This is a genomic window from Marivivens niveibacter, assembly GCF_002150005.2.
In the GTDB taxonomy this organism is placed as follows: domain Bacteria; phylum Pseudomonadota; class Alphaproteobacteria; order Rhodobacterales; family Rhodobacteraceae; genus Marivivens; species Marivivens niveibacter.
The window spans coordinates 402034-420167 of record NZ_MSPP01000001.1 but is presented as its reverse complement, the minus strand read 5'-3'; the positions used below and the strand labels follow the sequence as shown (position 1 = coordinate 420167).

Annotated in this window: 19 protein-coding genes; 12 read left to right on the top strand and 7 right to left on the bottom strand. The window is 55.5% G+C overall.

Going from position 1 to position 18134, the window contains the following annotated elements; genetic code table 11:
- Window positions 1–20 precede the first annotated feature (20 nt).
- Window positions 21–1733, top strand: a complete 1713-nt coding sequence (locus tag BVC71_RS02135; protein WP_086449985.1) for a bifunctional sulfate adenylyltransferase/adenylylsulfate kinase — start codon at window positions 21–23, stop codon at window positions 1731–1733.
- 54 nt (window positions 1734–1787) lie between these two features.
- Here BVC71_RS02135 and BVC71_RS02130 read toward each other — a convergent pair whose 3' ends face one another.
- From BVC71_RS02130 to BVC71_RS02120, 3 genes are all read right to left on the bottom strand, one after another.
- On the bottom strand, window positions 1788–2264 hold the full coding sequence (locus BVC71_RS02130; RefSeq protein WP_086449984.1) for a cytochrome b: 477 nt from the start codon (window positions 2262–2264) through the stop codon (window positions 1788–1790).
- A gap of 117 nt (window positions 2265–2381) precedes the next feature.
- Entirely contained in the window at window positions 2382–2606 is a 225-nt protein-coding gene (locus BVC71_RS02125) for a DUF1150 family protein (RefSeq protein ID WP_086449983.1), read from the bottom strand.
- Window positions 2607–3023: an Hsp20 family protein gene (locus BVC71_RS02120; protein WP_086449982.1), complete on the bottom strand. Its 417-nt coding sequence runs from the start codon at window positions 3021–3023 to the stop codon at window positions 2607–2609. It abuts the gene before it with no gap.
- Between the two features lie 158 nt (window positions 3024–3181).
- On the opposite strand from BVC71_RS02120, the gene BVC71_RS02115 reads away from it, so the two are divergent.
- The 3 genes from BVC71_RS02115 (at window position 3182) to BVC71_RS02105 (ending at window position 5030) form a co-directional block, all read left to right on the top strand.
- A complete protein-coding gene (locus BVC71_RS02115; RefSeq protein ID WP_086449981.1) occupies window positions 3182–3400 on the top strand; it encodes a YdcH family protein in 219 nt (72 codons plus the stop codon).
- A gap of 75 nt (window positions 3401–3475) precedes the next feature.
- Window positions 3476–3964 carry a 5-(carboxyamino)imidazole ribonucleotide mutase gene (gene purE, locus BVC71_RS02110; RefSeq protein WP_086449980.1) on the top strand — a complete coding sequence of 163 codons (489 nt, stop codon included), beginning with the start codon at window positions 3476–3478 and terminating at the stop codon, window positions 3962–3964.
- Complete coding sequence (locus BVC71_RS02105; RefSeq protein ID WP_086449979.1) at window positions 3957–5030, top strand: 5-(carboxyamino)imidazole ribonucleotide synthase; 1074 nt, start codon at window positions 3957–3959, stop codon at window positions 5028–5030. The genes purE and BVC71_RS02105 overlap by 8 nt, the downstream gene beginning before the upstream one ends.
- Here BVC71_RS02105 and BVC71_RS02100 read toward each other — a convergent pair.
- The gene (locus tag BVC71_RS02100; RefSeq protein WP_086450640.1) at window positions 5027–5743 is read right to left on the bottom strand and encodes an esterase/lipase family protein; all 717 of its coding nucleotides are present in this window, start codon (window positions 5741–5743) and stop codon (window positions 5027–5029) included. The genes BVC71_RS02105 and BVC71_RS02100 overlap by 4 nt on opposite strands.
- Window positions 5744–5825: 82 nt before the next feature.
- Here BVC71_RS02100 and BVC71_RS02095 point away from each other — a divergent pair, with 82 nt between their 5' ends.
- A complete protein-coding gene (locus tag BVC71_RS02095) occupies window positions 5826–6266 on the top strand; it encodes an NUDIX domain-containing protein (protein ID WP_086449978.1) in 441 nt (146 codons plus the stop codon).
- Here the strand turns inward: BVC71_RS02095 and BVC71_RS02090 are convergent.
- Window positions 6263–7321 carry a CaiB/BaiF CoA transferase family protein gene (locus tag BVC71_RS02090; RefSeq protein ID WP_086449977.1) on the bottom strand — a complete coding sequence of 353 codons (1059 nt, stop codon included), beginning with the start codon at window positions 7319–7321 and terminating at the stop codon, window positions 6263–6265. The genes BVC71_RS02095 and BVC71_RS02090 overlap by 4 nt on opposite strands.
- Window positions 7321–8529 carry an acyl-CoA dehydrogenase gene (locus BVC71_RS02085; RefSeq protein WP_086449976.1) on the bottom strand — a complete coding sequence of 403 codons (1209 nt, stop codon included), beginning with the start codon at window positions 8527–8529 and terminating at the stop codon, window positions 7321–7323. Before BVC71_RS02085 ends, BVC71_RS02090 begins: the two co-directional genes overlap by 1 nt.
- 82 nt (window positions 8530–8611) lie before the next feature.
- Between BVC71_RS02085 and BVC71_RS02080 the strand changes: the two genes are divergently transcribed.
- Genes BVC71_RS02080 through modC form a run of 4 tightly spaced genes read left to right on the top strand, consistent with a single transcriptional unit; the run spans window position 8612 to window position 12004 of the window.
- Entirely contained in the window at window positions 8612–9541 is a 930-nt protein-coding gene (locus BVC71_RS02080) for a LysR substrate-binding domain-containing protein (RefSeq protein ID WP_240516749.1), read from the top strand.
- A 7-nt stretch (window positions 9542–9548) separates the two neighbouring features.
- Window positions 9549–10262: a molybdate ABC transporter substrate-binding protein gene (gene modA / locus BVC71_RS02075; protein WP_086449974.1), complete on the top strand. Its 714-nt coding sequence runs from the start codon at window positions 9549–9551 to the stop codon at window positions 10260–10262.
- The gene (modB, locus tag BVC71_RS02070; RefSeq protein WP_086449973.1) at window positions 10263–10961 is read left to right on the top strand and encodes a molybdate ABC transporter permease subunit; all 699 of its coding nucleotides are present in this window, start codon (window positions 10263–10265) and stop codon (window positions 10959–10961) included.
- A complete protein-coding gene (modC, locus tag BVC71_RS02065) occupies window positions 10958–12004 on the top strand; it encodes a molybdenum ABC transporter ATP-binding protein (protein WP_086449972.1) in 1047 nt (348 codons plus the stop codon). The genes modB and modC overlap by 4 nt, the downstream gene beginning before the upstream one ends.
- Here the strand turns inward: modC and BVC71_RS02060 are convergent.
- Entirely contained in the window at window positions 11988–12845 is an 858-nt protein-coding gene (locus BVC71_RS02060; protein ID WP_240516748.1) for an alpha/beta fold hydrolase, read from the bottom strand. The two genes, modC and BVC71_RS02060, sit on opposite strands and share 17 nt — an antisense overlap.
- Window positions 12846–13005: 160 nt before the next feature.
- On the opposite strand from BVC71_RS02060, the gene BVC71_RS02055 reads away from it, so the two are divergent.
- The 3 genes from BVC71_RS02055 to BVC71_RS02045 are packed head-to-tail and all read left to right on the top strand — an operon-like array spanning window position 13006 to window position 18133.
- A complete protein-coding gene (locus BVC71_RS02055; RefSeq protein WP_086449970.1) occupies window positions 13006–14049 on the top strand; it encodes an efflux RND transporter periplasmic adaptor subunit in 1044 nt (347 codons plus the stop codon).
- A complete protein-coding gene (locus BVC71_RS02050; RefSeq protein ID WP_086449969.1) occupies window positions 14046–15098 on the top strand; it encodes an efflux RND transporter periplasmic adaptor subunit in 1053 nt (350 codons plus the stop codon). Before BVC71_RS02055 ends, BVC71_RS02050 begins: the two co-directional genes overlap by 4 nt.
- Entirely contained in the window at window positions 15095–18133 is a 3039-nt protein-coding gene (locus BVC71_RS02045) for an efflux RND transporter permease subunit (protein WP_086449968.1), read from the top strand. The genes BVC71_RS02050 and BVC71_RS02045 overlap by 4 nt, the downstream gene beginning before the upstream one ends.
- Window position 18134: the final 1 nt, after the last annotated feature.

Genomic DNA, 18134 nt, shown 5'->3' with positions numbered 1-18134 from the left:
TTCAACGCCGGAACACTATTATGACGATGGACCTAGCCCCGATCCCCGAGCTGTATGTATCGTACGACTCTGCCCAGAAACTGAAAATCGAAGCTGGCGAGTTGACCAGCCACGACCTGACGCCGCGCCAGATTTGCGATCTGGAGCTGTTGATGAACGGCGGCTTCAACCCGCTGAAAGGTTTCCTGTCGGAAGAAGACTACAACGGCGTTGTCGAAAACATGCGCTTGGCGGACGGCCAGCTGTGGCCGATGCCGATCACCTTGGACGTGACCGAAGATTTCGCATCGAAAATCGAACTGGGTCAGGACATTGCTCTGCGTGACCAAGAGGGCGTCATTCTGGCGACCATGACCGTCACCGACAAATGGGAACCAAACAAATCGCGCGAAGCTGAAAAAGTGTTCGGCGCGGACGATCTGGCCCACCCTGCGGTGAACTACCTGCACAACACGGCTGGCAAAATCTATCTGGGCGGCCCTGTCACCGGCATCCAGCAGCCTGTTCACTATGATTTCCGCGGTCGCCGCGACACGCCAAACGAACTGCGCGCCTATTTCCGCAAAATGGGCTGGCGCAAGGTTGTTGCGTTCCAAACCCGCAACCCGCTGCACCGCGCACACCAGGAACTGACCTTCCGCGCCGCACGCGAAGCGCAGGCCAACCTGCTGATCCACCCTGTTGTTGGCATGACCAAACCGGGCGACGTTGACCACTTTACCCGCGTGCGCTGCTACGAGGCGGTTCTGGACAAATACCCAGCAGCCACCACCACCATGTCGCTGCTGAACCTAGCGATGCGTATGGCAGGCCCGCGCGAGGCTGTCTGGCACGGCCTGATCCGTAAAAATCACGGCTGCACCCACTTTATCGTTGGTCGCGACCACGCTGGCCCGGGCAAAAACTCGGCTGGTGAGGATTTCTACGGTCCATATGACGCGCAGGATCTGTTCCGCGAACACCAAGAAGAAATCGGCATCGAAATGGTCGACTTCAAACATATGGTTTACGTGCAGGAACGCGCGCAATACGAACCAGCGGACGAAATCGCAGACAAAGACGACGTGACCATCCTGAACATCTCGGGCACCGAGCTGCGTCGCCGTCTGGCCGAAGGTCTGGAAATCCCAGAATGGTTCAGCTTCCCCGAGGTTGTGACCGAACTGCGCAAAACCAAACCGCCACGTTCGAAACAGGGCTTCACCGTGTTCTTCACCGGTTTCTCGGGCTCGGGTAAATCGACTATTGCGAACGCGCTGATGGTGAAACTGATGGAAATGGGCGGCCGCCCTGTGACCCTGCTGGACGGTGATATTGTTCGTAAAAACCTGTCGTCTGAGCTGGGCTTCTCGAAAGAGCACCGCGACCTGAACATCCGCCGCATCGGCTATGTTGCGTCCGAAATCACCAAAAACGGTGGTATCGCGATCTGTGCGCCAATCGCGCCTTACACCGCAACCCGCCGCGCGGTTCGTGAAGACATCGAACAATACGGTGCTTTCGTCGAAGTCCACGTTGCGACCACGATCGAGGAATGCGAACGCCGCGACCGCAAGGGCCTGTATAAACTGGCTCGCGAAGGCAAAATCAAAGAGTTCACCGGTATCTCTGACCCATACGAGACCCCAACGAACGCAGAACTGGTTGTCGAAACCGAAAACGTCGAAGTCGACAACTGCGCACATCAGGTTCTGCTGAAACTGGAAAGCATGGGCCTCATCTCGGGCAAATAAGCCCGAAACCAGCACCAAATAAAAAGCCCCGGCCTTTCGGTCGGGGCTTTTGCGTTAGCGCATCCGTGCCAGCAAATTATCCTTGAGGATAAACTGATGATACAGCGCCGCACCGATGTGAACGACGATCAGGGTAACGGTGAGGTTTACCATCACCTCGTGTACGTCGCCCGCGTCACGGACGCCGAAAAACCAACGCGCGATGCCCGAGGCACACAAAACCAGCAATGACGCATAAATCGCGCCGTGGGTCAGTTTCGCCGCCCACGACATCCACGCTGGCATTTCCGGCTCGGCGGGCGCGCCCACGGTGAACCGCAAAACGATACGCGCCAGAACCGCGGCCAATAACGCCACCCCGACCCAGGGGTGCACGATCGCCGCGAAATATTGGCTGTAATCTTCGCCACGTGCATACATCCCTGCTGCGCGGCCTAATCCGTCAGAGACAAAATAGTTGAACAAAAACAACACGGCGACGACCCAATGCAGGATCATTTGCGGCCGCGAAAAACGGTCTGGCTGAGACATAGAAACACCTTTGGCTAAAATTCCTTTGGGCTGATACGATCCAGCCTACCGTTTCCGTCGAAAAAAGCGCCCTGAATTTTCAGGACGCTTTCAAAAATTCGGCGATAAAGGGTGCGGTTAATGCACGGTCATCGGCTGATATTCGTGTTCACGCGCCAGCAGAAACGCCATTTTGCGATCCGCCACCAGCGCCAGTTGTTCACCGTCGGATTTGTGAACCGCGAACAGATGATCCAGACCTTCGGCTTGTTCCTGAACTTCGACTGGCAGATCGGCGACCGCTACGGATTTCACGTAAACGATGCGGTCTTGGTCTTTTTCAAAATCATATTTGGTGTTCATTCATTCACTCCTTTTGATTTTGATGGTCTGCACCACCGTTTCAGGCACTTTGCGGGTCAGATCGACATGCAACAGCCCGTTTTCCATGCTTGCCTCGCCTACTTCGACCCCGTCGGCCAAAACGAATGACCGTTGGAATTGGCGGGCAGCAATGCCGCGATGTAGGAAAATGCGGCCTTCGTTTTCGTCTTTTTGACGTCCACGGATAACCAGCGAACTATCCTCGACCGTGATCGACAGATCGGATTCCGAAAAACCGGCAACCGCCAGAGTGATCCGATACGACCGTTCCGAGGTCTGTTCGATGTTATAAGGGGGATACCCTTCGTTTCCTGATTTCGCTGTGCGTTCCACCAATCGTTCCAATTGTTCAAACCCCAGCAAAAACGGGTGCGTCCCCAAAGTTAATTTCGTCATATGACACGTCCTGTATTAGCGACCGTCTGGTAATGGCCCCGCGTTCGGCGACCACAAATTTAATATGGGGGGCTATTCGCAGCTTCGCAAGGGCTAGGCGGAATCGATGGGAATTGCTAAGATGGTTGGTATCCGCGCAAGACGAGCCAGGAATTCCAATGAACAAATCCACACGGATGGACACAACCGAAGTTCTTCGGGTCGAACTCGAAGTCCTGAAACGCGAACACCGCGACCTGGACGAAGCGATTTCCGCGCTCGAAGAAAAGGGATCAGCTGATATGCTGACCATTCGGCGTCTTAAAAAACAGAAACTGGGCCTCAAAGACAAAATTGTCGCGCTAGAGGACCGTATTTTTCCCGATATCATCGCCTAAAGCGGGCGTCGGGCAATTGCACCTGACCACTGCGCCGCTATAGTGCCGCTTCAATTTAACTGCGGGTATTTAGCCATGACCACACCTTCTGTCGGTATCATTATGGGCAGCCAATCGGATTGGCCGACCATGAAACTGGCCGCCGATATTCTGGACGAGCTGGGCATTTCTTATGAAAAGAAAATCGTCAGCGCCCACCGCACGCCAGATCGTCTGTGGACCTACGGCAAAGAGGCAGCAGGCCGCGGCCTGCAAGTGATCATCGCGGGCGCTGGTGGCGCGGCCCACTTGCCCGGCATGATGGCATCGAAAACCCGCGTGCCTGTGATTGGCGTGCCAGTGCAAACCCGCGCCCTATCTGGCGTAGACAGCCTGTATTCCATCGTTCAGATGCCCAAAGGTTTCCCTGTTGCCACCATGGCAATCGGTGCGGCTGGCGCATCCAACGCGGGCCTGATGGCCGCTGGTATTCTGGCGCTACAAGACGCCGATTTGGCCGCCCGTCTGGACGCATGGCGCGAAGCTTTGTCCGCCTCTATCGCTGATGAGCCTGTCGATGAGTGATATGCTAACAACCGGCGCAACAATCGGTATTCTGGGCGGCGGTCAATTGGGCCGTATGCTGTCTGTCGCGGCGTCCCGTCTGGGGTTCAAAACCTGCATTTTTGAACCTGCGGGCGACTGCCCTGCCAGCCACGTTGCGAACTACCATTTCCAAGCGTCCTACGACGACCACGATGCCCTGCGTAAATTCGCGGAGTCGGTCGACGTTGTGACCTATGAATTCGAAAACATCCCGACCGAAGCGTTGGACGTGATCGAAGCCATCAAACCAATTCGCCCGAACCGCAAAACTCTGGCCGTGTCGCAGGACCGTCTGGTGGAAAAGGCGTTCTTGAACGAACTGGGCCTGAAAACTGCGCCTTTTGCCGCCGTTGATGACGCCACCGATCTGGCAGAAGCGATTGCCGAAATCGGCACGCCTGCGATCCTGAAAACCCGCCGTTTCGGGTACGATGGCAAAGGTCAGGCGCGGATCATGTCGCCTGATGACGCAGAGGCCGCTTTGGCTGATATGGCGGGCGCACCAGCCATTTTGGAAGGTTTCGTTGATTTCAGCCACGAAGTATCGGTGATCGCAGCGCGCGGTCTAACGGGCGAAGTTTGCTGTTTCGATCCGGGCGAAAACGTCCACAAAAACGGCATACTGGACACGACCACCGTGCCTGCAAACCTGACCGGCATGCAAACCGCCGATGCGGTTCTGTTGGCGGGTAAGATCCTGAACAAACTGGATTATGTCGGCGTTATGGGGGTCGAACTATTCGTCACCCGTCAGGGCCTGATCGTCAACGAAATCGCACCACGCGTGCACAATTCGGGTCACTGGACGCAGAACGGATGTACCGTGGATCAGTTCGAACAGCACATCCGCGCTGTTGCCGGTTGGCCGCTGGGCGATGGCAAACGCCATTCGAATGTGGTCATGGAAAACCTGATCGGCGATGACGTAGACGGCATTCCCGAAATCGCCAAATCGGGCGACGCGATCCACCTATATGGCAAAGCCGACGCGAAACCGGGCCGCAAAATGGGCCACGTGAACCGCGTTACAGGCCCTGCCAATTAATCCACGATAAAATCATCACCTAAGATGGGCGCCTCTCTGAAAAAGGCGCCCTCTTCTATAAAGGCGACCGTTTCTGCGATCACGACGGCGTTGTTCATCATGAACGTATGTGTAACTGGCAGAACGATGTGATCGGTCATCCCGTCAAGTTTCGTGGATTCGACCGAGACTTTGCCATCGTCTTCGCCGTCTATCAGGGCCGAATAAACAGGGTTCAGCGATTGGGAACCCGCGATGATGCCCACGGGGTAATCTGGGGTGCCCAATTCCAACGGGACGCTATCGGCCCCTGTCCCCAACTGTTCGCCCGCAGGACCGTTCAGCCATTCAAACGGCGGCCAGTCGCCAAATACGTCAACCAATTCAGACCCTTGGTTCGGCGGAGCCAGCATCACAACGCGGCCCATATTTTCCACCGTGTTCTGCGCCAGCCACGCACGCACCAGAATACCTCCCATCGAATGGGTCACAAAATGAACGGTATCATCCCCGCAGGCCGCGACATCGTCTGTTACGTCTTGCAACAGGTCATCAATCGGTTTGCTGGTCGACGGGTAGCCACGGTTAACCGTTTTGTACCCTTCGGCATCCAACACGGTTTGCATGACGAATAATGACACTTCGGATCGGGCAAGCCCGTGCAGTAAAACCACACAGTCCGCCGATGCAGGGGTCGCGAATAACAGAGCAATGGCCGAGGCAAAGTATTTCATGCCGATCACATAGGGCGCAGGTTGCATGCAATCAATCGCAACAAGGCTTGTACGTTAGGCGCGAACCCGCCAGTCTGGTAAAATGTCCATACGCATCGCGACCCGCGCCATCATCCTACATAACGACCGTTTGCTGTTGGTAAACGCGTGGAAAAATCGCGATCATTTGTGGTGCGCTCCGGGCGGCGGGGCCGAACCACACTCTAGCCTGCCCGCCAACCTATCGCGCGAAGTGTACGAAGAAACCGGACTGATCGTGAAGGTCGGCAAACCTTGCCTCATTAACGAATTTCACGACCCAAACGGGCCGTTTCATCAGGTGGATATCTATTTCCGCTGCACGATTGCCTCTGGCGATCCACATGGCGAATGGACCGATCCCGAAGGCATCGTAAGCCACCGCAAATGGGTCACCCGCGACGAGATGGCAAGGATGCGGGTCAAGCCTGATAGTCTGGCCGCTGTTGCGTGGGGCGATGATGACGCCCCGATGTATGACCCGCTAGAGCCGATAATCCGTTAACGTCTCAGCGGTGTATCCGACAGGCGGATGGGCGTGCGGACAGACGGAATTCCGTTTTGCGTTACCTGCATTCCCCGCGCCTGAACCTGCGGATCTTTGAACACCTGTTCAATGTCATTGATGGGGCCTGCGGGCACCGTTGCCTGTTCTAATGCGGTCAGCAGATCATCGCGTTTCCAGTCGGCTAGCAGGGCGGTGATTTTCGACTTCAGCTCTGCCCGATGCGTGATGCGGCCGTCGTTGCGGGCGAAACGATCATCCATCGGCAACCCGACCACGGCACAAAACCGTTCGAACTGACCATCGTTGCCAACCGCCACGATCAGCGCTCCATCCGACACCTGAAACGCGTCATAGGGCGTGATATTAGGATGGGCATTCCCCATGCGGCGCGGCGATTGGCCCGACACCAGATAATTCATCGCCTGATTGCCCAACACGCCCACCGCGCAATCCAGCAGGGCCATATCAACAAACTGCCCCTGCCCTGTGGTTTCGCGCGCATGCAATGCGGCCTGAATACCGATCACGGCGTATAGCCCCGTGAAAATATCGGCAAAGGCAACGCCCGTTTTCTGCGGTGCCCCATCAGGTTCGCCCGTCAGATGCATCCATCCAGCCATGCCTTGGATCAGGAAATCATACCCCGCGCGGGCCGCGTATGGTCCATCCTGACCAAACCCTGTGATAGAACAATAGACTAGCCGCGGGTTGATGCGGCGCAGGCTGTCGTAATCCAACCCGTATTTTTCCAGCCCGCCAACTTTGAAATTTTCGATCAAAACATCGGCACCGCGGATCAGATCTAGCACCGTTTGTCGCCCCTCTTCGGTACGAAAATCGGCGCGGACGACCTGTTTACCGGCGTTGCAGCTGTGGTAATAGGCCGCCGTTCCATCCTCCACGAACGGCGGCCCCCAACGGCGGGTGTCGTCGCCGTCTGGGCTTTCGACCTTGATGACGTCGGCGCCCAAATCAGCGAGAGTCTGCCCCGCCCATGGCCCAGCAAGGATGCGAGCCAATTCCACAACTTTGATACCTTGCAGCGGATGCATCAGAAAAACGCCTGAAGGCCCGTTTGCGCACGCCCCAAGATCAGCGCGTGAATGTCGTGCGTGCCTTCGTACGTGTTCACGGTTTCCAGATTGACCATGTGGCGGATCACGCCGAATTCAGCCGATATCCCGTTTCCGCCGTGCATATCACGGGCGTTGCGGGCCACATCCAGCGCCTTGCCGCAGTTATTGCGTTTGATCAGGCTGATCATTTCTGGCGCGGCTTGGGCCGTGTCCATCAGGCGGCCAACTTGCAATGCGGCCTGCAAACCCAGCGTGATTTCCGTTTGCATATCCGCAAGTTTTTTCTGGAACAGCTGCGTTTGCGCAAGCGGTTTGCCAAATTGCGTGCGGTCCAGTCCGTACTGACGTGCCGCGTGCCAACAGAATTCAGCCGATCCCATAACGCCCCACGCGATCCCGTAACGGGCGCGATTCAAACAGCCAAACGGCCCCTTTAGGCCAGCCACGTTGGGCAACAGGGCATCCTCTCCTACCTCGACCCCGTCCAACACGATTTCGCCCGTGATCGATGCGCGTAGGGACAGTTTATTATCCACCTTGGGCGCGCTCAGGCCTTTGGTCCCTTTGTCCAGAACAAAGCCTTTGATCTTGCCGCCGTGCGCATCGGATTTCGCCCAAACGACAAACACATCGGCGATCGGCGCGTTGCTGATCCACATTTTCGATCCGGTCAGGCGATAGCCACCGTCGATTTTTTCAGCGCGGGTATTCATGCCAGCTGGGTCCGATCCAGCGTCAGGTTCGGTCAGGCCAAAGCAGCCGATCCATTCGCCGCTGGCCAATTTGGGCAGGTATTTCTGGCGCTGTTCTTCGGTGCCATAGGCATAAATCGGATACATCACCAGCGACGACTGCACGGACATCATCGACCGATAGCCGCTGTCGACCCGCTCGATTTCCCGCGCGACCAGACCGTAGGCAACATACGACCCGCCCAGTCCGCCGTACTGTTCAGGGATGGTCACGCCCAGTAGCCCCATTTCCCCCATTTCGCGGAAAATCGACGGGTCCGTGGTTTCCGTCAGATAGGCATCCGTGACTCGCGTTTGCAGTTTTGCCTGCGCATAGCTGCGGGCGGATTCGGCCATCATTCGTTCATCTTCGGTCAGCTGCGCATCCATGCGCAACGGGTCCGCCCAGTCAAAGCTGGATAGATCTGGGGCATCTTTGGGTTTCAACGTCATTCTGTGCCTACCTATCAAACAATTTTGCCCGACTCTACCGCCGCCACGTAAGGTCAAGCAAACGATTTAAAAGCACCAGTTAATGAGTTATACTCATGAAATGCGCCAATCTTACACGCCATCCGTTCCTGAATTACGTGCTTTTATCGCTTGCGCGCAGCACGGCACCACAACCATGGCTGCGTCGAATTTGAACCTGACGCAAAGCGCGATCTCCCGCAGTGTTGCATCGCTAGAGCAACGGTTGGGCGTGATTTTATTTGAACGTGTACGCAAACGCCTGACTCTTTCGCCTGCTGGGCACGCATTTCTGCCCAAAGCCCAGTCCATATTGGCATCATTAGATGACGCAGCGGTCGGCATCATGGCGTTTGGCGGCGGTGAAACAGTGCTAAGGATCGCTGCATTACCCAGTTTTGGACGCGCTTGGTTACTGCCAAAACTTGCGCCGTTTCTAAAACAACATAGCGGCATTCGTATCGACCTAACCGCGCGTCTATCGCCAGTCGACTTTTCGACCGATACAATCGACATAGCGATTATGCGTACATCGCATATACCGCCCTTTGCTGAAACCATACCAATCATGCCAGAAAAATTGGTTGTGGTAGCCGCCCCATTTATTTTAGGCGACAGGTCGGATTTGGACGATCAATCGCTATTGAACCTGCCCTTATTACAACAATCGACCCGCCCGACGTTATGGTTAGATTGGTTCAAAAGCCACGACACAGACCCACGCCGCGCCTTGCGTGGGGCGCGGATGGATCATTTCGATATGGTCGTAGATGCCGCCATCGCGGGGATGGGTTTGGCCATTGTCCCTGATATCATCGCACAGCCAGCGTTGGATCGCGGTGATTTGGCTATGGCAACGAAACGGCATTTTGAAACTGGGGATCACTACACAATGATCACGCCAGTTGGTGGCATGTCGCAGACGGCGCGGTTATTTATTGATTGGGTGCAAACGGGTATTGCGGGTTGCCCAAAGACCGACGGGGCGCAATAGTCAGGCCATGATCCGCACCATTTCCATTGCATTCGCGTTATTGGCAACGCCAGCCTCTGCCGAAAACATTGTTGCTTTTGCTGCGGCGAGTTTGAAAACCGCACTGGATGACATCGTGGCGGAGTGGAATGCATCACACGATGATGTCGTTATCGTATCCTACGCTGGATCGGGCGCATTGGCACAGCAAATCCGCCAAGGCGCCCCTGCGGATGTGTTCATTTCGGCCAACATGCAATGGATGAACGCCACATCAGACTATTCGATCGCGCAGATCGACCTGTTATCAAACGAACTGGTGATCGTCGCAGGTGGCAACCAAGACCCAATTGAAATTACAGATCTTCCGATCCTATTGGGAAACGAAAAACTAGCCATGGCGCTGGTCAACGCTGTTCCAGCTGGCCAATACGGCAAAGCAGCCTTTGAACATTTTGGACTATGGGACGATATCGCTCCCAATGTTGCGCAAACCGATAATGTGCGCGCGGCGCTAGCGCTCGTCGCTTTGGGCGAAGCCCCCTTTGGCGTTGTCTATGCAACCGACGCGGCGGCAGAACCCGACGTGTCCGTGGTCGCAAAGTTTCCGGAAAACAGCCATCCGCCGATTACATATCCAGCCGCGTTGCTGACGGAAAATGGCCGTGCTTTTTTCGATACGTTGACCGGCTCCTCTGCCGCACGCATATTTACCGAAAACGGATTTAAGGTACTGAACTAAGTGGCAGAGTGGTTATCCCCCGCCGAATGGCAAGCCGTCGCGCTATCCTTGCGCGTCGCAATTTGGGCTGTGCTGCTAAGTTTACCGTTCGCTATTTTCGTCGCCCATGCCTTGGCCCGTTGGGAATTTGTCGGAAAACAGGTTCTGAACGGCCTTGTCCATCTGCCGTTGGTCCTGCCCCCTGTTGTGACTGGGTATCTGCTGCTCATGACATTTGGACGGCGCGCACCTGTTGGGATGTTTCTGGAACAAACTTTCGGGTTCACATTTGCCTTTCAATGGACGGGTGCGGCATTGGCTGCTGCGATCATGGCCTTTCCACTGGTGGTGCGCGCCATTCGGTTATCAATCGAAGCTGTCGACCCTAAACTAGAACATGCGGCGCGTACATTGGGCGCTGGGAACGCCCGCGTGTTTGCGACAATCACCCTGCCTCTCGCCCTTCCTGGGATCATAGCAGGCGCGGTTTTGGGTTACGCCAAAGCAATGGGCGAATTCGGCGCGACCATCACATTCGTTTCCAACATTCCCGGCCAGACACAAACGCTACCGTCAGCGATCTATTCATTCTTGCAGGTGCCCGGCGGCGAAAGTTCGGCGATACGGCTGGTTGCGATCGCGATTGTTATTTCAATGACGGCACTGATTTTGTCTGAGTATTTGTCGAAAATCATCGCCCGAAAGGTGCGCGGCCAATGACGGTACAGATCAACATACGCCACGCCTTCGATGGGTTTGATCTGGCTGCCCGATTTGATGCCCCAAAAGGCGTGACAGCCCTGTTCGGCGCATCTGGATCAGGCAAAACCACGATCATCAACGCCGTTGCTGGGCTGCTGGCACCGCAGAACGGTCGCATTGTTGTGGATGGGCGCGTCCTGTTTGATAGCAAAACAGGCGTCAACACACCGCCCAACAAACGAAAAATCGGGTATATTTTTCAAGACGCGCGCCTGTTTCCACATATGACCGTCCGCCAAAACCTGACTTATGGCCGCCCGACAGGACCCATTGACGCGGTGGTGGATATGCTGGGATTGGATAGCCTGCTAGGCCGCCGCCCTGCGAAACTCTCTGGCGGAGAAGCACAACGCGTCGCGATTGGTCGCGCACTTCTATCGAACCCCGATCTTATTCTTGCTGACGAACCGCTTGCCGCGCTGGACGAGGCCCGCAAATCCGAAATTCTGCCCTATTTCGAAAAACTACGCGATCATGCGAAAGTACCGATTTTATACGTCAGCCATTCCGCAAACGAAGTTGCGCGGCTCGCGACCACCGTTGTCGTCCTGAACAAAGGCCGCGTGACCCATGCTGGTTCGGCTGAAACCGTTCTATCCGATCCAACCGTCACCCCAACTGGCGTTCGGTCAGCAGGCGCAGTGATGCAAGCCCGCGTAGTGACCCATGATGACGACGGACTAACGGTGCTGTCGATTGGAGCATCCAACTTAATCGTACCCAATTGCGATGCGCCTGTTGGGACCGACCTGCGCCTAAGGATCGCGGCACAAGACGTCATGATTGCTACCGCGCCTTTGTCGGGGATTTCGGCATTAAACACCCTGCCCGCCACGATCACCGCCATCCGCAAAGGCGATGGACCAGGCGCGTTGGTCCAATTGGAAACAGGTGGCGCACCGTTCCTTGCGCGGATCACCCAACGATCTTTGACGGCGTTGGGTCTAACAGTTGGGCAGACAGTTCACGCCGTCATCAAAGCGGTCAGTATTGACCGTTAAATCGCGAAAACCACTCCGACAGCGCCGCAGTTGATTCCGGTTCGTCCAAAAACGGAACATGCCCACGCCCTGCCGCAATCGCAGTCACCAGATCAGGGCATCGTTCAGCCATCTTTCCAACGGTGTCTGCCGACATGAGATCCGAATTTTCTCCCCGAACAACCGCCAATGGGCGCCCTAAACAGGCATCGAACATGGGCCACAAATCTGGCTGCGGCTGGCTCTGCCCCATTTCAAAGGCGACCCGCAAATCAGGATCATAACTTAGCTTCAGCCCATTATATGTTTGTTCGAACTGACGCGCGGCCTGATCGCGCCAACGATCCATCGGCACATCCTCAAAACCACTCGTTTTCGACAAAGCGACCGCCATGTCCTCTAGCGTTTTCGCCTTTGGCTGCACCCCCAGATAGGTATCGATGCGGGACAGGCCGATTGGGTCCAGCTCTGGCCCGATGTCATTAAAAAACACGCCTGCCAACCGGTCGGGCACCATCATCGCCATGACCATCGCAATCAGACCACCCCGAGAGGTCCCAATGATAGCGCCCTTTTCGATGCCCAAATGATCCATGAGCGCGATGACGTCCTGCGTTTCTTGCAAAATCGTGTAGGACGTCGGATCGGCCCAGCCTGATGCCCCGCGCCCACGGCTGTCGGGACGGATCAGCTGACAATCAAACGGCAACGCCTGCGCCATAAAATCAAAGTCGCGACCATCGCGGGTCAAACCCGCCAATGCCAAAACAGGCAAACCTTTGCCCGAAATTTTGTAGGCAATCCGCACGTTATCGGCCGTCATAAAACTTTGGTAACTTTGAGGGTCATACAAACTGGTCATGGAAATCCCCTTTGATACTCAGCCTTAGGTAAGCGCGCCGCACGGCGACAAACAACCCTCAGGCGTTATAATTAATAAAATAAACAGTTTAGTTTAGTTTTTTATTGACAGTATTGTCAAAACCTTTGCAGATGCGACCAATAGCAAATCGGGAATTGAAATGTTTCGCCTTATCGCCGCCACTTGCGCGCTGTTCACGCTGCCTATTGCTGCATTTTCGGACCAACCGGTTTTAGTGGAAATCGTTGAAGTACAAAAATCAGCCCAAACAATCGAACGCAGTTTGGTCGGGACGGTCCAAGCCCAAGACGATTATCCCGTGTCCTTTCGAACTGGCGGCATGATCGCCGAAATCGCGGCTGAAATCGGGGACCACCTAGAACAGGGTGATCTAATTGCGCGGTTGGAAAATGTGACCGCGATGGCACAACGTGACGCCGCAACTGCAAACCTAGAGGCTGCTTTGGCGCAACGAACCCAAGCCGAAACAACGCGGGACCGCACTCAAGGGTCGCTGGATCGTGGGACTGCCACGCAATCGGATTTGGATCGGGCGCAACAGGCCTTTATCGCAGCTCAATCCGCTTATCGTCAGGCTGAAACGGAACTATCAAAGGCACAACAGGCGGTAGATGACACTGAAATCAGAGCTGACGAAGCCGTCATCGTGATAGACCGTTTTGCCAATGCAGGCGAAATAGTGGGTGCAGGCACGACCGTTGCCGAATTGGCCTCGGACTCGCGCTTAGAGGTTCAGATTGATGTGCCTGACACGGCAGGATTGGACCAACTATCGCAGCTACCCGTCACCATCATACCCATCGACGGTGGATCAGAAATCACGGCACGGATTAGCGAAATCTCTCCGGTTGTGAGCAGCGCTGGAACCGTTTCTGTCACCGCCTTGCTGCCAGATAACACCGACATCGCGATTGGAACGCTCGTTCGCATTCAGGTTACATTTCCCAGCACAGGCGATTTCATTGTCCCAGCCGAGGCATTGGCCCTATCCGCAGGCAATCCTGCAGTTTGGGTTGTGGACCCGAACACCAATGCGGTTTCCGCGCGTCAAGTCAGCATTTCACGCTACGACGAAACCTCTATTTACATCAGCGATGGACTGGTCGCAGGCGACCTGATCGTGGGCCGCGGTGCGCACACCCTATTCGATGGCCGTATCATCACGACGGGAGCCGACAAATGATCCGCCCTATTCTACTTTCTGCGTTGCTGGCAATGGCAACGCCCGTTGTCGCTGACACGGAAAACGCGGCGCCTCGGCCTGTTATTTCTGAAATCGTGCGCGCGGATTCTGCCATTATGCGCAGCTTTGACGGGGTAATTGAACCGCGCGACCAGATCGACCTGGCGTTCCGTACAGGGGGCAGATTGGCGCGAATATCTGTCGAAACAGGCGACCGTGTGAGCCAAGGCTCAGTATTAGCCAGCCTCGATCAAATCACGTTGCAACAGGATCTAGACGCCGCCAGCGCCGCAGTTGTATCCGCCCGTGCGGCAGCAGATCTTGCAGCTGCGCAATTGGAACGCGGGACGGCGTTGATTGATCGCGGCGTCTATTCGCAGGCCCAACTGGAGCAATTACAGACCAGTTCTGACGCTGCGCGAGCTCAGCTGAACAACGCCATCGCGACCGAAGTTCAGGCCCGCGAGGCGGCCCACTATGGCAATCTAACCGCGCCCGTCGATGGCGTTATCCTAACCACCAACGCCGAAGTAGGCAGCTACATCGCCGCAGGGACATCGGTTCTGTCCATCACTGGCGGATCAGAGATCGAAGCGGTTATCGACGTTCCAGAACCGCTATTTGAAACGCTGACTACTACGTCGCAATTTGAAATCACGCATCAGGTTCCTGGCGTCGATCCAATCCGTGCAACATTGCGTAGCGTCGATCCCGTGACCGAAGGCAAATTAGACACCCGCCGCATGCGTTTGACTTTGATCGATCCTCCAGCAGATTACCGCATCGGCGCACTGGTACTTGCCCGCCCGCTGGCCCAGCAGACGCCTACAATTACCCTACCCCAGTCGGCCCTAACGACGCTGGACGGCCAATTAGGGGTTTGGCGGATCACACCAGATCGCACCGCCGAATTCGCACCTGTGACAGTTTCAACCGAAATTGGGGATCGGATTACAATCACCGCAGGTATCGACATCAACGACGAAATTATCACGCGCGGCGCATCATCCGTCAGCATTGGCCAACACATCGGAGACCGCATCCAATGAAAGGTTTCAACCTGTCCGACTGGGCGCTAAACCACAAATCCTTTGTCTGGTTTCTGATGATCCTATCAACTGTTGCAGGGCTATTCGCCTATACGTCAATGGGCCGCGAAGAAGACCCCGATTTCACCATCCGCACCATGGTGGTCACAGGCGTCATGCCCGGTGCAACAGCATCGGAAACCCTGACCCAAGTCACAGACCGCATTGAGAAAAAGCTGGAACAACTGGACACGCTAGATGCGACCCGTTCGGTGACTTACGCGGGTCATGCGGTTGTTTACGTTGATTTGCTGGAAACTGTTCGCGGTGCAGAAATTGAACAATCATGGACCAAAGTACGTGCCATGATGTCCGACATCCGCGGGGAATTTCCATCCGAATTCAAAGGTTTCGTTTTCAACGACAATTTCGGGGATGTGTTCGGGAACATCTATGCCTTTACGTGGGACGGCTACACATCGGACGAGGTTAAAACCTACGTCGAAAACATCGCCGACAACGTTCAACTGCTGGACGCGGCGGGGCGTGTCGAATTGGTCGGCCTGCAAGAACGCAAGGTGTTTGTTGAATTTTCCGATAGCCGCCTTGCCGCGCTGGGACTGGATGCACAAACCGTTCTGAACACTTTGGCCGCGCAAAATCAGATTGTACCATCCGGCACGATTGATACGTCGCACGAACGCATCGCAATCCGTATCAACGGGCAATTTGATAACGCCGCACAACTGGCATCAGCGCCTTTGCGATCAGGCGACACGTTTTTCACGCTGTCGGATGTTGCGAATGTAATCGAAGGCTATGAAAACCCGCCCAGTTCGCTGTTTCGATACAACGGCCAACAGGCAATCGCCCTGACAATCGGGATGCGTGGCGGCGAAAACATCTTGGATTTTGGGGCAGAGTTAAACGCTCTAATGGAACAGGAAATCGCCGCCCTCCCCATCGGGATCGACGTACACCACGTCGCGGACCAGCCCCATGTTGTCGAAGAATCCATCGGGCATTTCGTTAAGGCCCTGATCGAAGCGGTCGCAATTGTTCTAGCGGTGAGTTTTGTATCTTTGGGAATGCGGGCGGGATTTGTTGTGACCCTGACCATTCCTTTGGTGCTGGCGGTAACTTTTGTCATTCTGGACGCAATGGGCATCACGCTTCAGCGCATTTCACTGGGGGCATTGATCATCGCGCTAGGGCTATTGGTTGATGATGCGATGATCGCAATTGAAACTATGATTTCACGACTAGAGGTCGGCGATTCACTGACCAAAGCTGCATCCTATGCATGGACGTCGATTGCATTCCCAATGTTGACGGGCACATTGGTCACCGTGGCCGGTTTTATTCCCATCGGCCTGAACGACAGCCAAGCAGGCGAATACACAAATTCGCTGTTCTGGGTGATCGCAGTTTCATTGGTCATTTCATGGTTCGTCGCCGTTCTATTCGCCCCTATTTTGGGGGTCGCGTTCCTGCCAGCGCAGATGAAACATCATACGGACGAACCCGGTCGACTACGCCGCATGTTCCGCAGCGTATTGAACTGGGCCATGCGTGCAAAATGGCTCACCATTGCGATCACTGCTGCCGCGTTTGGCCTGTCGCTATTCGGCATGAAATATGTGGAACAGCAGTTTTTCCCGACCGGTGACAGACCCGAGGTATTGGTCGACGTCACCCTGCGCCAAAACGCCAGCATTAATGCCACCGACGATGCCATGCGCGATTTTGAAACGTGGTTGTCCGAACGGCCAGAACCGGTGTTTTGGACAACCTATGTAGGCGAACCTGCGCCACGTTTTGTCTTAACCCTACAGGGGCCAACTGCGTCGCCATCGACAGGACAAATCGTCATCCAGACAGGCAGCATCGCCGATCGCAACACGCTTGCAGATGCGGTAGGTGAATACTCTGACGCCAACCCGGCGGCTGAGTTTTTCCCAACCTTTATTTCGCTAGGGCCGCCATCTGGGAAACCCGTCCAATACCGCGTGGCAGGGCCAGATTATGATCAACTGCGCGATCATGCGCGTCGGTTGGCCGCAATCATGGAACAAGATGACCGTTTGGCTAGCATCGGGCTGGATTGGAATGAACCAACACGAACCATCAAGATCGACCTGAACCAGGCGCGACTGCGGCAGTTGGGATTGACCAAAGCGGACGTAGGGTCGCTGCTGTTGTCTTTGTACGAAGGCACAACAGTCACTCAACTGCGGGATGGAACTGCTCTGGTTGATGTCGTTGTTCGCGGCACCGAAGATACCCGCCAAACCCTTAGCGCGCTGGAAAACCTGCAAGTTGCAGGCGCAGATGGAACGCTGGTGCCACTGGCGTCCTTTGCCACGTTGGAATGGACAACCGAACCGCCCATGATCAAACAAGAAGGCCGCGTTCCAACGATCACCGTATCCGCGGCGATTAACACGGACGATCAGCCTGCCACGATTGTGAATGCGCTTGCGCCTCAATTGGCAGATTATGCGGCCAGCCTGCCAAACGGATATAAGGTAGAGGTCGGCGGCCCTGTCGAATCCAGTGCCGAAAGCCAAGCCCCCATCATAGCTGTGGTGCCGATTATGCTGGTGGTCCTACTGATCTTGGTCATGGCCCAAGTCCAAAGCTTTAGGCTCATGTTCATCGTCTTGGCGGTTGCGCCATTGGGCCTGATCGGTGTCGTGGCCGCGCTATTGCTATCGGGTGCACCGCTGGGTTTTGTCGCGATATTGGGCGTTCTGGCATTGGTCGGAATTCTGATCCGCAATTCCATTATCCTTGTCCAAGCGATCGAAGATTTACGCGCATTGGGCAAATCGCAATGGGATGCAGTGACCGAAGCATCCGAACACCGTGCGCGTCCAATCTTGCTGACCGCAGCAGCCGCGTCATTGGCGCTGATCCCGATCAGCCACCAGATTTTCTGGGGTCCAATGGCCTATGCCATGATGGGCGGGATCATTGCCGGCACGTTGATTACCCTTTTGTTCGTGCCTGCCCTATATTGCGCGGTATACGGTCTAACATCCCCCAAGAGGTGAC

Bases quoted from the DNA above. Each gene is read 5' to 3' on its own strand.
- BVC71_RS02060 (WP_240516748.1), bottom strand. From the start codon at position 12,845: ATGACCAGTTTGTATGACCCTCAAAGTTACCAAAGTTTTATGACGGCC.
- BVC71_RS02100 (WP_086450640.1), bottom strand. From the start codon at position 5,743: ATGAAATACTTTGCCTCGGCCATTGCTCTGTTATTCGCGACCCCTGCA.
- BVC71_RS02050 (WP_086449969.1), top strand. From the start codon at position 14,046: ATGATCCGCCCTATTCTACTTTCTGCGTTGCTGGCAATGGCAACGCCC.
- BVC71_RS02130 (WP_086449984.1), bottom strand. From the start codon at position 2,264: ATGTCTCAGCCAGACCGTTTTTCGCGGCCGCAAATGATCCTGCATTGG.
- BVC71_RS02115 (WP_086449981.1), top strand. From the start codon at position 3,182: ATGAACAAATCCACACGGATGGACACAACCGAAGTTCTTCGGGTCGAA.
- modC (WP_086449972.1), top strand. From the start codon at position 10,958: ATGACGGTACAGATCAACATACGCCACGCCTTCGATGGGTTTGATCTG.
- BVC71_RS02120 (WP_086449982.1), bottom strand. From the start codon at position 3,023: ATGACGAAATTAACTTTGGGGACGCACCCGTTTTTGCTGGGGTTTGAA.
- BVC71_RS02105 (WP_086449979.1), top strand. From the start codon at position 3,957: ATGAGTGATATGCTAACAACCGGCGCAACAATCGGTATTCTGGGCGGC.
- BVC71_RS02135 (WP_086449985.1), top strand. From the start codon at position 21: ATGACGATGGACCTAGCCCCGATCCCCGAGCTGTATGTATCGTACGAC.
- BVC71_RS02055 (WP_086449970.1), top strand. From the start codon at position 13,006: ATGTTTCGCCTTATCGCCGCCACTTGCGCGCTGTTCACGCTGCCTATT.
- BVC71_RS02095 (WP_086449978.1), top strand. From the start codon at position 5,826: ATGTCCATACGCATCGCGACCCGCGCCATCATCCTACATAACGACCGT.
- BVC71_RS02080 (WP_240516749.1), top strand. From the start codon at position 8,612: ATGAGTTATACTCATGAAATGCGCCAATCTTACACGCCATCCGTTCCT.
- purE (WP_086449980.1), top strand. From the start codon at position 3,476: ATGACCACACCTTCTGTCGGTATCATTATGGGCAGCCAATCGGATTGG.
- BVC71_RS02045 (WP_086449968.1), top strand. From the start codon at position 15,095: ATGAAAGGTTTCAACCTGTCCGACTGGGCGCTAAACCACAAATCCTTT.
- BVC71_RS02090 (WP_086449977.1), bottom strand. From the start codon at position 7,321: ATGCATCCGCTGCAAGGTATCAAAGTTGTGGAATTGGCTCGCATCCTT.
- BVC71_RS02125 (WP_086449983.1), bottom strand. From the start codon at position 2,606: ATGAACACCAAATATGATTTTGAAAAAGACCAAGACCGCATCGTTTAC.
- modA (WP_086449974.1), top strand. From the start codon at position 9,549: ATGATCCGCACCATTTCCATTGCATTCGCGTTATTGGCAACGCCAGCC.
- BVC71_RS02085 (WP_086449976.1), bottom strand. From the start codon at position 8,529: ATGACGTTGAAACCCAAAGATGCCCCAGATCTATCCAGCTTTGACTGG.